Annotated in this window: 14 protein-coding genes; 13 read left to right on the forward strand and 1 reads right to left on the reverse strand. The window is 54.1% G+C overall.

Going from position 1 to position 13,067, the window contains the following annotated elements; translation table 11 throughout:
* Positions 1-37 precede the first annotated feature (37 nt).
* From plsX to OEZ10_12450, 13 genes are all read left to right on the forward strand, one after another.
* Positions 38-1,060, forward strand: coding sequence for a phosphate acyltransferase PlsX (gene plsX, locus OEZ10_12390; protein ID MDH5633778.1), 1,023 nt, complete (start codon positions 38-40; stop codon positions 1,058-1,060).
* The gene (locus OEZ10_12395; protein MDH5633779.1) at positions 1,057-2,025 is read left to right on the forward strand and encodes a ketoacyl-ACP synthase III; all 969 of its coding nucleotides are present in this window, start codon (positions 1,057-1,059) and stop codon (positions 2,023-2,025) included. Before plsX ends, OEZ10_12395 begins: the two co-directional genes overlap by 4 nt.
* Before the next feature lie 74 nt (positions 2,026-2,099).
* Entirely contained in the window at positions 2,100-3,026 is a 927-nt protein-coding gene (fabD, locus tag OEZ10_12400; GenBank protein MDH5633780.1) for an ACP S-malonyltransferase, read from the forward strand.
* Positions 3,027-3,056: 30 nt separating this feature from the next.
* The gene (gene fabG, locus OEZ10_12405) at positions 3,057-3,806 is read left to right on the forward strand and encodes a 3-oxoacyl-ACP reductase FabG (protein ID MDH5633781.1); all 750 of its coding nucleotides are present in this window, start codon (positions 3,057-3,059) and stop codon (positions 3,804-3,806) included.
* A 104-nt stretch (positions 3,807-3,910) separates the two neighbouring features.
* Positions 3,911-4,147: an acyl carrier protein gene (gene acpP / locus OEZ10_12410; GenBank protein MDH5633782.1), complete on the forward strand. Its 237-nt coding sequence runs from the start codon at positions 3,911-3,913 to the stop codon at positions 4,145-4,147.
* 201 nt (positions 4,148-4,348) lie between these two features.
* Positions 4,349-5,590 carry a beta-ketoacyl-ACP synthase II gene (gene fabF, locus OEZ10_12415; protein ID MDH5633783.1) on the forward strand — a complete coding sequence of 414 codons (1,242 nt, stop codon included), beginning with the start codon at positions 4,349-4,351 and terminating at the stop codon, positions 5,588-5,590.
* A gap of 15 nt (positions 5,591-5,605) precedes the next feature.
* Complete coding sequence (locus tag OEZ10_12420; protein ID MDH5633784.1) at positions 5,606-6,994, forward strand: aminodeoxychorismate synthase component I; 1,389 nt, start codon at positions 5,606-5,608, stop codon at positions 6,992-6,994.
* A complete protein-coding gene (gene pabC / locus OEZ10_12425) occupies positions 6,994-7,842 on the forward strand; it encodes an aminodeoxychorismate lyase (protein MDH5633785.1) in 849 nt (282 codons plus the stop codon). The genes OEZ10_12420 and pabC overlap by 1 nt, the downstream gene beginning before the upstream one ends.
* Positions 7,835-8,869 carry an endolytic transglycosylase MltG gene (gene mltG / locus OEZ10_12430; protein ID MDH5633786.1) on the forward strand — a complete coding sequence of 345 codons (1,035 nt, stop codon included), beginning with the start codon at positions 7,835-7,837 and terminating at the stop codon, positions 8,867-8,869. The genes pabC and mltG overlap by 8 nt, the downstream gene beginning before the upstream one ends.
* Positions 8,870-8,886: 17 nt before the next feature.
* The gene (gene tmk / locus OEZ10_12435; protein ID MDH5633787.1) at positions 8,887-9,525 is read left to right on the forward strand and encodes a dTMP kinase; all 639 of its coding nucleotides are present in this window, start codon (positions 8,887-8,889) and stop codon (positions 9,523-9,525) included.
* Positions 9,515-10,549, forward strand: a complete 1,035-nt coding sequence (gene holB, locus OEZ10_12440) for a DNA polymerase III subunit delta' (GenBank protein ID MDH5633788.1) — start codon at positions 9,515-9,517, stop codon at positions 10,547-10,549. The genes tmk and holB overlap by 11 nt, the downstream gene beginning before the upstream one ends.
* A gap of 157 nt (positions 10,550-10,706) precedes the next feature.
* Positions 10,707-11,075: a PilZ domain-containing protein gene (locus OEZ10_12445; GenBank protein ID MDH5633789.1), complete on the forward strand. Its 369-nt coding sequence runs from the start codon at positions 10,707-10,709 to the stop codon at positions 11,073-11,075.
* A gap of 18 nt (positions 11,076-11,093) precedes the next feature.
* Positions 11,094-11,870 carry a TatD family hydrolase gene (locus tag OEZ10_12450; GenBank protein ID MDH5633790.1) on the forward strand — a complete coding sequence of 259 codons (777 nt, stop codon included), beginning with the start codon at positions 11,094-11,096 and terminating at the stop codon, positions 11,868-11,870.
* Here the strand turns inward: OEZ10_12450 and OEZ10_12455 are convergent.
* A complete protein-coding gene (locus tag OEZ10_12455) occupies positions 11,867-12,991 on the reverse strand; it encodes an aminotransferase class V-fold PLP-dependent enzyme (GenBank protein MDH5633791.1) in 1,125 nt (374 codons plus the stop codon). The two genes, OEZ10_12450 and OEZ10_12455, sit on opposite strands and share 4 nt — an antisense overlap.
* Between the last annotated feature and the right edge of the window lie 76 nt (positions 12,992-13,067).

Genomic DNA, 13,067 nt, shown 5'->3' on the forward strand with positions numbered 1-13,067 from the left:
TTAGGCCAGCATTCCGAGTATCGAGAAAGGTCCGGGCGTGATTGCCACCATCGCACTCGATGCCATGGGAGGTGACCATGGCGTAAGTGTCACCGTGCCCGCCGCCCTGGCGGTGTATCGTGACGTGCGCGATGTTGCGCTGACTCTCGTCGGAAACGAAGACGTGATTCGTGCTGCGTTGGCAAAGGCCGGTGCCAGCGAGGATGACCGTTTGCGCATCCGGCATGCTTCCCAGGTTGTCGAAATGGATGATGATCCGCGCAAGATTCTGCGCAGCAAAAAGGATTCATCCATGCGCGTTGCCATAAATATGGTAAAGGAAGGCGAGGCCGATGCCTGCGTCAGTGCCGGCAATACCGGCGCATTGATGGCGACTGCGCATATCGTGCTGCGAACCCTGCCCGGGATCGAGCGCGTGGCCATCTGCACAACCTTGCCTGCCAATCGTGGTCACGTACACATGCTGGATCTTGGTGCAAATGTTGATTCAACACCGGAGCAACTGCTGCAGTTCGGCATCATGGCATCCATCCTGGTTTCCGAAACCGAACACATTGCAGCACCCAGGGTCGCGCTGCTCAATAACGGTGAGGAAGAGATCAAGGGCAATGTAGTCGTGAAAAAAGCCAACGAGCTGTTTCGAAACAGCAAGCTCAATTACGTCGGATATGCCGAGGGTGACGAAATTTTCATGGGTGATGCTGACATCATTGTCTGTGACGGCTTTGTCGGAAATGTTGCACTCAAGACCAGCGAGGGACTGGCGCAAATGATCAGCCATTTCCTCAAAACCGAGTTCAATCGAAGCCTGCTGACCCGTTTGGCCGCAGTTATGGCGATGCCGGTAATCAAGGCGTTCAAGAACCGTATGGATCATCGCCGGTACAACGGAGCAAGTTTTATCGGCTTGAACGGAATTGTGATCAAAAGTCATGGCGGTGCCGATGCGGTAGCGTTTGCTCATGCCATTCGTGCTGCAATAGCTGAAGCTAAAACAAAAATCCCGGAGCGCATTGCCGAGCAGTTGCCTTCCATGTTGGGAGAGGAGTCCGCTGCTTGATGTATTCGCGTGTTGTTGGAACCGGTGGTTATTTGCCTGACAGGATCATGACCAATCATGACCTGGAAAAGATTGTTGATACTTCCGACGAGTGGATTGTCGCCCGTACCGGCATAAAGGAGCGTCGTATAGCTGCTGATGGCCAGACCACCTGTGATCTTGCCGAACACGCTGCGCGTGATGCGATGGATGCCGCAGGTGTCAGTGCCGGTGAAATTGACCTGATCATTGTTGCCACAACTACACCGGATCGCATTTTTCCGTCTACCGCGTGCCTGCTGCAGGAGCGCCTGGGAATATCCGGCTGCGCCGCATTTGATGTGCAGGCGGTTTGCACGGGCTTTGTCTATGCATTGGGCATTGCCGACAAGTTTATTCGTACTGGCAGTGCCAAAAAAGCTCTGGTAGTCGGCGCAGAAACACTGTCACGCATTCTTGACTGGACCGACCGAACCACCTGCGTATTGTTTGGTGATGGTGCCGGTGCAGTAGTGATTGAGGCCAGCGATGAGCCAGGTATCATTTCATCCCATCTCCACGCCGATGGCGCCTACAAGGAATTGCTCACGGTACCTGTCGGTGTATCGTCCGGTATTGACGCGCTGAAATCCGGCGAAGCCCACATCACCATGAAGGGTAACGAAGTGTTCAAGATGGCCGTGAACACGCTTGGGCGTATCGTTGATGAAACCCTTGAAGCCAATAACATGAAAAAATCGGATATCAACTGGCTGGTACCGCACCAGGCGAATATCCGGATTATCAACGCGACTGCCAAGAAACTGGGTATGCCCAGCGATCATGTTGTGATGACGGTTGATCGCCACGGTAATACGTCTGCCGCGTCGGTGCCGCTGGCGTTCAACGAGGCAGTCAGGGAAGGGCGCATTCAACGAGGCGAAACAGTCATGATGGAAGCTTTTGGTGGTGGGTTCACCTGGGGCTCCGTGTTGATGAAATACTAGGCAGCCGATTTTTCGACAGCCTGCTTTTGGCAAGACAAAAAAACCAAACAGCAACAAGACGTAGGATATTTGATATGGCGTTGGCTATGGTATTTCCCGGTCAGGGATCACAATCAGTTGGCATGATGAACGGGCTGGCTGAAGATTTTGCGGTTGTTAAACTGACATTCCAGGAAGCCTCCGATGCCTTGGGTCGGGACCTCTGGGCCATGGTAACGGATGGGCCCGAAGAGCAGTTGAACCAGACACAGAACACCCAACCGGCGATGCTGACCGCGGGCGTAGCCACCTGGCGAGTCTGGCAGGAAAAGGGCGGCGCTGTTCCGGTCATTATGGCTGGCCACAGTCTTGGGGAATACACGGCACTGGTTTGTGCGGGCGCAATTGCTTTCACCGATGCTGTCATGTTGGTATCCGATCGTGGCGACTACATGCAACAGGCCGTTCCCGCCGGACAAGGCGGCATGGCTGCAATTATTGGCCTGGATGATGACGGTGTTCGCGCGTTGTGTGATTTGGCTGCTGAAGGCGACGTCCTGTCACCGGTTAATTTCAATTCGCCCGGGCAGGTGGTGGTAGCCGGTACCGCAGCCGCAGTACAGCGTGCGGTAGATCGGGCCGCGGATGCGGGCGCCAAAAAGGCCGTTGTACTGCCGGTCAGTGTGCCATCTCATTGTGCATTAATGCATCCGGCTGCTGAAAAAATGGCAGCACGCCTTGAGCAAATCAACATTACTGCCCCGCGTATTTCCGTATTGCACAACACCAGCGTAATGGCGCACACGGACCCGGCACTGATTCGGCAAGCGCTGGTAAGCCAGATCGAGTCGCCGGTACGCTGGGTGGAAACGGTGCAGAAAATGGCCGCTGATGGTGTCAGCAAAATTATCGAGTGTGGACCCGGTCGCGTACTGATGGGCCTGAACAAGCGAATCACCAAGGATGCCCAGACGTTGCCGGTGTATGATACAGGTAGCCTGGAAAAAGCCTTGGCTGAATAATAAAAGAATTACCTAGAGGAGGAGCCTGATATGGGCATACTGGACAACGAAATTGCACTGGTGACCGGCGCAACCCGGGGAATCGGCAAGGCGGTGGCGCTGGTTTTGGGCCGGGAAGGCGCAACCGTGGTAGGTACTGCTACTTCAGAAAGTGGTTCAGAAAACATCACCAACTATTTGAAAGATAACGGAATTAAAGGTTATGGCACAGTACTGGATGTTACTGATGGCGACGCCATCGATGCAGTACTTAAAACCATGACCGAATCGCTTGGCGGTTCGCCGGGGATCCTGGTCAATAACGCCGGCATCACCCGCGATAACCTGCTCATGCGCATGAAAGAGGACGAGTGGGACGCGATCATGGAAACCAACCTGAAGCCCATTTATCGTCTGAGCAAGGCGGTGCTGCGCCCCATGACCAAGGCCAGAAAAGGTCGTATTATCAGCATCAGTTCAGTGGTTGGCGCCATGGGAAACGCGGGTCAGACTAACTACGGGGCTGCCAAGGCCGGTGTCGTAGGGTTTACCAAATCGTTGGCGCGGGAAGTGGCCGGGCGCAACATTACTGTCAATGCTGTCGCACCCGGATTCATTGATACTGATATGACCCGGTCTCTGTCTGATGAGCAAAAATCGGCTGTAATTGCCCAGGTTCCGCTCGGCAGGCTGGGCACACCCGAAGATATTGCCGAGGCGGTTTTGTTCCTGGCGAGTGACCGTGGCGGCTATATAACCGGTACCACCATTCACGTGAATGGCGGTATGTACATGAATTAAAAGGTAATTTTGAAAATAATCGAAACGGTGGACGTCACCGTACAAATACGAATACAATGCGGCCTCGCAAAACGCCGCATTTGGCATGAGGAGGAACAAGAAACATGAGTAGTGTTGAAGAACGCGTCAAGAAAATCGTAATTGAGCAGCTGGGCGCCAGCGAAGCCGACGTAAAGAACGAAGCTTCTTTCGTTGATGATCTTGGTGCGGACTCTCTGGATACCGTTGAGTTGGTAATGGCCCTGGAAGAAGAATTCGACTGTGAAATCCCGGATGAAGAAGCCGAGAAGATCACAACTGTTCAGCAGGCAATTGACTACGTCAACGCCAACATCGGCTAATAACAGCCAGACGGATTCGGCAGTTAGTACGATTTATTCAGGGCCGCCCCGCGCAAGTGGAGGCGGCCTTTGATTGTTTGGGGTCAAATCACCGGTGAATCATTGGTGGTAAATTGATACCAGTCCGTAGTTGCCCTGGAAGCCATTGGCGTCAAAAACGCCAAAAAGGTTTCGGTCTTGAAGTCTAGCAAGGAGTTTCACTTGTCCAAACGTCGTGTAGTAGTTACTGGATTAGGAATCCTGTCGCCGGTCGGTCTCGGCTTGCGCGAAAACTGGGATAATATTCTGGCCGGCAAGAGCGGGATTGGCCAGATCACGCATTTTGATGCCACGGGTTACCCTTCAACCATCGCCGGTGAAGTCAGGGGATTCGATCCCGGCAACTACATGGACAAGAAAGAAGCGCGCAAAATGGACCGGTTTATCCAGCTGGGCATCGCTGCCGGGGTGGAGGCTATTCAGAATTCCGGTCTTGAGGTTACGGATGCCAATGCCGAGCATATCGGTGTCTATATTGGCGCCGGTATTGGCGGCTTGGCCACGATTGAAGGCGCGTCATTGACCATCAACGAAAAAGGCCCGCGTCGGATATCACCATTTTATATCCCCATGAGCATTATCAACATGATTTCAGGTGACCTGTCGGTGATGTACGGACTCAAGGGCCCGAACCTCGCCATTGTTACCGCTTGCTCTACCGCAACGCACAGTATTGGTGCTGCGGCACGTCTCATCGAATACGGTGACGCCGATGTTATGATTGCCGGCGGCGCTGAAGCTGCGGTAACGCCGACGAGTATGGCCGGTTTTGGCAACGCCAAGGCGTTGACAGGCCGTAACGACAGCCCTGAAGCCGCCAGTCGCCCCTGGGACCGTGATCGTGACGGTTTTGTGCTCAGCGAAGGCGCCGGCGTACTGGTGCTGGAAGAGCTGGAGCACGCCAGGGCGCGTGGAGCGCATATTTATTGCGAACTGGCCAGCATGGGCCTCAGTGGTGACGCGCATCACATGACCAGTCCGCCTGAAGATGGCGATGGTGCCCGCCGATGCATGTTGAACGCATTGAAATTCGCCGGGCTGAATCCGGAAGATATTGACTATATCAATGCCCACGGCACATCAACGCCGTTGGGCGACAAGGCGGAAACCACCGCGGTCAAGCGGGCTTTTGGCGACCACGCCCGCAAACTTGCTGTCAGTTCGACCAAATCCATGACCGGTCACCTGCTTGGTGCTGCCGGCGGCGTGGAAGCGGTGTATACGGCTATGGCTGTACACAAGCAGATTGCGCCGCCCACCATTAACCTGGATAACCCGGATGAAGGTTGCGATCTCGATTATATTCCAGGTGCCGCCCGTGAAATGAAGATTGATGCCGCTATCTCCAATTCATTCGGGTTCGGTGGTACCAACGGTACGCTTGTTTTTAAGCGTTACAGCTAGGTTGTTTCCCGGGTGATCAGGCAGCCCTGTCTGGTTAAGCCAATACCAAGGACGCCAACAGGTCAGACGCCTGACCTGTTGGCGTTGCATCGTCGCTATCCTGATAATTATCCGTTCCTGCTCGAAAGTGTCGCCCATGGTCCGGACCAGGCGCGTTACGACATCCTGTTTGCCTTTCCCGGTGATCGATTGCAACTGGATGGCGACGATTGTCTTTACTGGAGGGGCAGCCCCGTTACCGGCCAGTCTTTTCTTGATGCGCTGAATCATTGTTGGCACGAAGCGGCAGAGGGTGCAGGTTGTGAGCACGCCGAATTGCCATTTACCGGTGGCTGGTTCGTATTCCTTGCCTACGAGCTGGTGCGCGAGATCGAACCGAGCCTGCGGAACCTGAAAACTTCGCCGGCCTGGCCACAAGCCATGGCCGTGCGTGTTCCGGCGGCAATCATTTATGACCATGACGCCAGGCAATATTCGATTGTTGCTGAAACAGAAGCGTTGCTGAACACGGTGTGGAGCGATGCAAAAGCCATGTCGGCATCCACCTGTGCCGGTTTTGAAGTACCGGAGTGTGCTGCGATACACGAAGATGATCCTGTCCTGCACGGCGCCCAGGTGGACAGAATAAAACGCTACATCCGCGAAGGTGACGTATTCCAGGTAAATTTGTCCCGTTTGTGGCGGGCAATGCTGACCCGGTCCTGCAATGCGGCCGATCTATATGCGGCCTTGCGCCGAACCAATCCCGCGCCTTTTGCCGGCCTGGCACGCATTGACTATCACTATGAGATTGTCAGTTCATCGCCGGAACGACTGATCAAGACATCCCGGGGCATGGCGTATACACGCCCTATAGCCGGGACCTATCCGCGCGGGATTGATGAGAAGCAGGACAAGCTGCTGATGAATGAACTGGTTTCGCATCCCAAGGAGCGTGCTGAACACGTGATGCTGATCGACCTGGAGCGCAATGACCTGGGTCGTATATGCAAACCCGGAACAGTGGAAGTCAGCGAACTCATGACCGTTGAGAGCTACCGGCACGTTCATCATATTGTGTCGGAAGTGCGCGGACAGTTGCGGCCAGATATCATGCCCGGAGAAGTCATTGCCGCCACTTTCCCCGGCGGCACCATTACCGGTTGCCCGAAAGTGCGATGCATGGAAATTATTGCCGAGCTGGAAGACGGACCGCGTGGCGCCTATACCGGTTCCATGGGTTATATCAATCATAATGGTGATATGGATCTGAACATACTCATCCGAACCATGGTGAAACAGGACGACGAGATACATTTTCGGGCCGGTAGCGGTATTGTTGCTGATTCTGACCCGGTTCGCGAGCTGGAAGAAACCCGGCACAAGGCCCGCGGCATGATGCGTTCCTTGCGCGAGGAGGAGTGATGATCGCGGCTGTCCTGATCAATGGTGTCGCAACCGGACAGCTGGCAGTCAGCGATCGCGGCCTGCATTACGGTGACGGCCTGTTTGAAACCGTGGCGGTTCGCAATGGCAAGCTATGTCTTTGGCGCCGGCATTGGAAACGCATGGCCAGTGGCGCGCAACGACTGGGTATTGAAATCGGTGACGAGAACGCCTGGCTGGATGATATCAACAGTATCCTCGCCCCGAATCAGGATGCAGTCATAAAGCTAGTCTTGACGCGTGGCCCCGGGGGGCGTGGCTATGTTGTCCCGGAAAAGGTGGAGCCAGTTCGTATTGTCATGCGCAGTGCCGTACCGGATTATCATTCTGACTGGTTTACTCAAGGTGTGCGGGCACGGTATTGTCATACGAGACTGGGAGGCAATGTGTCGTTGGCGGGCATCAAGCACTTGAATCGACTGGAGCAAGTGATGGCGCGCAATGAATGGCCGCCGGCTGTGGCGATCGATGACTTTGTCGAAGGCCTGATGCTGGATCAACAGGGAATGGTCATCGAAGGTATTACAAGCAACGTGTTCCTCGTAAGGCAAGACACAATCCACACCCCGGTGCTTGAATCATCCGGTGTTGCCGGTGTTATGCGTGATGAAATTATTGATCATGCCCGATCAGTTGGTATTAGCGTGAGCATTGATCATGTTTCAACCGGGCAGGTTTCAGATGCTGACGAAGTATTTCTGAGCAACAGTCTTATCGGGCTATGGCGCGTAAAACAACTGGAAAACCGGCTGTACAAGACGGGTGAGATAGCGCGTATGCTGCAACAACATGTCAAGGAAATGAGTTTTGCCAGCCTCCATGTATAGAAAGCCCATTTTGCCAATTGTCATTATTGCCACAGCCGGGTTGCTGTACCTTGCCTGGGCATGGAACCATGTGCTGGTATCCGAGCCACAAACCATTGAAGTGCAGCGTGGCAGTTCCTTGCACGGCCTCGCCGTGCAACTTCAGAAACAGGAAATTCTGCACCATCGCTCCGCGTTCGTATTGCTGGCGAGACTGCGCGGCGATGCAAGGAATATCAAGCCGGGAGAATACAGGGTTGAGCCGGGATTGAGTGCATGGCAATTGCTTGACCGTATTGTTGAGGGCAAAGTTGTCCAGCGCAGGCTGGGACTGATTGAGGGCTGGAGTTTCAGGCAGTTTCGTGCTGCACTGGATCAGGCTGACAGGCTGGAGCACTTGACAACCAGTTTGACTGACAAGGAAATCATGGCGAAGCTGGGTCTGCCGGATTCCCACCCCGAGGGCTGGTTCTTTCCTGATACCTACCAGTACTCACTGGGTGTCAGTGACCTGGATATTCTTGCCCGGGCTCATGACAGAATGAAAACAGAGCTGGACAGGGCATGGGCGACCCGTGCCGCGAATATTCCGCTGACCAATGCCTATGAGGTCCTGATATTGGCGTCCATTGTTGAAAAGGAAACCGGTCAGCCGCAAGAAAGACCAATGATATCAGGCGTGTTTACAAATCGGTTAAGAAAGAAAATGCGCTTGCAAACCGATCCAACGGTGATTTACGGGATGGGCGACAGCTATATAGGCAATATTCGCAAAAAGGATTTGTTACGGGATACTCCGTACAACACCTATACCCGGAGCGGTTTGCCGCCGACACCGATTGCGATGCCGGGTGCGGGCGCGCTGACAGCCGCGGTGAACCCCGCCGAGACAAAGGCTCTGTATTTTGTTGCCCGCGGAGACGGCAGTCATGTGTTTTCTGATACACTGAAACAGCATAATGACGCGGTGTTGCACTTCCAGATACGAAGCCGCACCAGGAATTACCGTTCGGCACCTGGCGAGCCGGGGCACACTGACAAGAATTAATCATGGTGGAAGCCGAAATGTCATCTGGAGTTTTTGTTACCATCGAAGGCGGAGAGGGCGCAGGTAAAAGCACCAGCCTTGCTTACCTGCAGGATGGACTTGAGCGCGCCGGCTGCGACTATATCGTCAGTCGTGAACCGGGTGGCACCGAAGTCGGTGAGCGGGTTCGCGATATCCTGCTGCATGGCAAGGATTTGCATATTGACGCTGGAACCGAGCTGCTGTTGATGTTTGCTGCCAGGAATCAGCATATACAGACAGTAATCCTGCCTTCGCTCGCACAAGGAAAAGTCATATTGTGTGATCGATTCACAGATGCCTCATACGCATACCAGGGTGGCGGCAGAGGTATTAGCGATGAGCGAATTGGCATTCTCGAACAATGGGTACAGGATAATCTCAGGCCGGATATCACCATTCTTTTCGATATCCCGGTGGAGCAGGGTCTGGCAAGGGCGGGTGCGCGCAGTGAGCCGGATCGTTTCGAGAGCGAACACACTGATTTCTTCGACAAGGTGCGGGCTGCATATCGACGCCGGGCGGCAGCTGAACCGGGGCGCTTCGAGGTGATTGATGCATCCCGGGACCTTGCCGGGGTGCAAAAGCAACTGGATCCGGTAATTCATCGCATTGCAGGAATGAATCGTGGCCAGTAAGCGAAAAAGACAGACAGAAGACGTGTATCCGTTACCGGAACCACTGCGCCTTGCCTGGCACAAGGGCCAATGGGAGCGCCTGCACAGTGATATTTCACGACTGCCTCATGCCTTGTTGCTGCAGGGACAGGCCGGTCTTGGCAAGCAGGGGTTTGCCGTACGTCTGGCGCACAGCCTGCTTTGTGGCGCCATCAACCAGACTGAAGCCTGCGGCACCTGCAAGAATTGCCTGCTGTTGGCAGCGGGAACTCATCCGGACCTGAACTACCTGCGACCCAGCGAACCCGGCAAGGCTATAGTTGTTGACCAGGTGCGTGAGTTGGCGGATTTTCTGTACAAGAAGCCTCACCTCGCCAAAATGAAGGTCATCGTAATAGACCCCGCCGATGCCATGAATACTCATGCGGCCAACAGCCTGCTGAAAATGCTGGAAGAGCCTCCGTTGGGGAATCTATTGTTGCTGGTGAGCAGTCGGCCCGAGAGCCTGCCTGTAACCATTCGTAGTCGATGCCTGGCGATCAATTTCTCCATTCCGCCGGCCAATGAAGCCCTGACCTGGTTGCATCATGAGGGCCTGGATGTAGCGACAGCAGAACAGGCCCTGTCCTACGCTCATGGCGCACCGTTGACAGCGAAACAGCTCGTTGCCGGGAAATTTCTGGATCAGCCCGTGGAATTATTGCGCGACATTGCTATCCTGGCTGCAGGACATCGACTGGACATTACTGCGGTAGCGGCAAAATGGAAAAAAGCCGGCTCCAGCCAGTCTTTGCAGTGGTTGCAGGGGTTCGCGCAGGACATGATCAGGCGGCAAAGCGGGGTCGAACCGGATATTCGGCCTACAGACGGCAAGGCTGAACAATGGTTGCAAGATATGGCAAAGCGGTTAAACTTGAACGAGTTGTTCAGGTTTCTTGATTCTGTTTCTGAGGCCGGCAGGTTGACGGACAGTGTTCTGGATGAGCAATTGCTCATTGAGGGAGTACTGACTCAATGGAAAGATCTGGCAACAGGACGTCACTGAGCGCCCAATTTCGGACATGACAGGGATATTCAATAATTATGGCCATGGCCCGCAATGTGGATTGCAGTGAAACAACACAAAGGTTATTGCCAGACAACAAAAAAGATCTTTGATGTATTGGTATGATCAACTGCGACCCGGTCGCCGGCTGAACTAGATGTCACAACCACCACTGAAAAAACCTGGCGGAGCACGACCCGGAGTACTGTCCCTGACCATCAAGGACAAGAACGCCCTGTATGCCGCGTATATGCCATTCATAAATGGCGGTGGCATCTTTGTACCCAGCAATAAACCCTACAAGCTCGGCGATGAAGTGTTCATGCTGCTGACACTTATGGACAGCAAGGAGAAAATACCTGTCGCCGGAAACGTGGTCTGGGTGACGCCTCCAGGCGCCCAAGGTGGCCGTACTGCCGGGGTTGGTATCCAGTTCAGCGAAAAGGATTCCGGTGCTGCACGTAACAAGATTGAGACCATTCTTGGCGGTGCTCTCAAATCCGACAAGCCGACACATACCCTTTAGATCCCGGCTGCTGCCATTATGACCCGGCTGGTTGACTCTCATTGTCACATTAATTTTGATCCGCTTGGCGACGAAGTAGACCAGGTGATTGCGCGTGCTGCGGAAGCCGGTGTTGGCCACATGCTGTGCGTTTCAGTGGATATGGAAGACTATCCGCAGGTGCTGGCCTTGGCGCAGCAGTATCCCAACGTGTTTGCTTCAGTCGGTGTTCACCCGAACCATCGAGACGGCCATGAACCATCTGTCGAAGAACTGGTTGAACAAGCCTCTGCTGCTGAGGTAGTCGCTATTGGTGAAACCGGGCTGGATTATTTCCGTTCTGAGGGTGATCTTGATTGGCAGCGGGATCGCTTTCGTCGACATATTGCTGCGGCCAAGCAAAGTGGCAAACCGTTGATTATTCACACTCGGGAAGCTGCGGAAGATACGCTGTCCATCATGGAGCAGGAAAGTGCCGGTGATATCGGTGGAGTCATGCATTGTTTCGCCGAAGACTGGGATATTGCACGACGCGCCATGGACATGGGTTTTTATATTTCATTTTCCGGCATTGTTACATTCAAGAGCGCTGATGTTCTCAAGGATGTCGCGAGAAAAGTGCCTTCAGATCGCATGTTGGTGGAAACCGATTGCCCGTATCTCGCACCGGTTCCTTACCGTGGCAAGACCAATGAACCGTCTTATGTGCGATATGTGGCCGAGTGTATCGCTGATTTGCGCAATGAAAGCCTTGAACAGGTTGCAGACAACACCACGAACAACTTCTTCACATTGTTCAACAGCGCGCAGCGCTAGGTAATTTTGCAATTGATCACCAGGTCGATCGCCTGGTCGACTCTTTCCATCGGCGTATGAAAATGCGGTGAAAACCGGATACCCTTGCCTCTCTGGGCGCAAACCACCTTGTTATTGCCAAGATGCCGAAACAGGACATCGTTGGTGACTCCTCGGTGTCGAAAATTCACGATACCGGCATACTCACCTTCCTTTGTTGGTGTGTTCAACTCAACCAATCCGGAGTTATTGAGCCGGTGCATGATGTGGCGGCTGCGCCGGGTGACTTCCTGTTCTATTGTTTTGATGCCGGTCTCCAGGATCAATGCCAGGCTGGCATTGAGTCCGTAAATTCCCAGCATATTCGGACTGCCGCATTCAAATCGTCGTGCTGACCTGGCCGGCTGCCAGTCCTTGCGATTGTAGTCGCCGTGATGCTCAATCATGTGCCAGCCAAACTGGTGCAGCGTCAGCCGGTCTCGCCATTCGGGCTTGCAGTAAAACACTGCCAGTCCTTCTGGTCCCAGCAGCCATTTGTGGCCATCAGCCATGAGAAAATCAATGTGCATGGCGTCAACATCGTGATCAAAGACGCCAAGGCCCTGTATGGCATCGACGCAAAATGCGATACCTTGATCACGGCAAGCCTGGCCGAGACGAGCCAGGTCAAGGCGAATACCGGAGGCGTATTCGACACTGCTAATGGCGAGCATGCGGACGCTGCTATCCAGCGCTGATAGCAAAGCCTGCTCGGCTGATTCGGCTGAACCAAGGGAAACCTCCCGAACCGTGACGCCACGGTCTTTCAGGGACTCCCAGGCGATGCGATTGGATGGGAATTCCTCATCGCTGATGACGACTACATCTCCCGGTTGCCACGGGAATCCGTGCGCGACTACGGACAGTGCCTCCGACGTATTTTTTAGCAGGGCAATATCATTGTCGCGACAGCGGATCAAGCTGGCGAGTCGGGATCTCAGGCTGTGTTCGGTTTCCAGCCATGAAGGGTAACGGCTAGCCCCCCGGCTGACGTATTCCTGAACGAAACCTTGTATTGCCTGACCCGATATAGCGGGGAGCGGGGCAACCGCCGCGTGGTTCAGGTAAATGAGTGTATTGTTGACCGGAAATTGATTCTGCATGATCGTAAACCGTAATTCAAAGGTTGAGCTTACCCGCCATCAGGGAAAAAGTCCGGGCGCTGATGAAATTTTATCG

It is taken from the genome of Gammaproteobacteria bacterium (genome assembly GCA_029880545.1).
In the GTDB taxonomy this organism is placed as follows: domain Bacteria; phylum Pseudomonadota; class Gammaproteobacteria; order Acidiferrobacterales; family SZUA-150; genus JAOUOD01.

Bases quoted from the DNA above. Each gene is read 5' to 3' on its own strand.
- fabD (MDH5633780.1), top strand. From the start codon at position 2,100: ATGGCGTTGGCTATGGTATTTCCCGGTCAGGGATCACAATCAGTTGGC.
- fabG (MDH5633781.1), top strand. From the start codon at position 3,057: ATGGGCATACTGGACAACGAAATTGCACTGGTGACCGGCGCAACCCGG.
- acpP (MDH5633782.1), top strand. From the start codon at position 3,911: ATGAGTAGTGTTGAAGAACGCGTCAAGAAAATCGTAATTGAGCAGCTG.
- pabC (MDH5633785.1), top strand. From the start codon at position 6,994: ATGATCGCGGCTGTCCTGATCAATGGTGTCGCAACCGGACAGCTGGCA.
- mltG (MDH5633786.1), top strand. From the start codon at position 7,835: ATGTATAGAAAGCCCATTTTGCCAATTGTCATTATTGCCACAGCCGGG.
- tmk (MDH5633787.1), top strand. From the start codon at position 8,887: ATGTCATCTGGAGTTTTTGTTACCATCGAAGGCGGAGAGGGCGCAGGT.
- OEZ10_12445 (MDH5633789.1), top strand. From the start codon at position 10,707: ATGTCACAACCACCACTGAAAAAACCTGGCGGAGCACGACCCGGAGTA.
- OEZ10_12450 (MDH5633790.1), top strand. From the start codon at position 11,094: ATGACCCGGCTGGTTGACTCTCATTGTCACATTAATTTTGATCCGCTT.
- OEZ10_12455 (MDH5633791.1), bottom strand. From the start codon at position 12,991: ATGCAGAATCAATTTCCGGTCAACAATACACTCATTTACCTGAACCAC.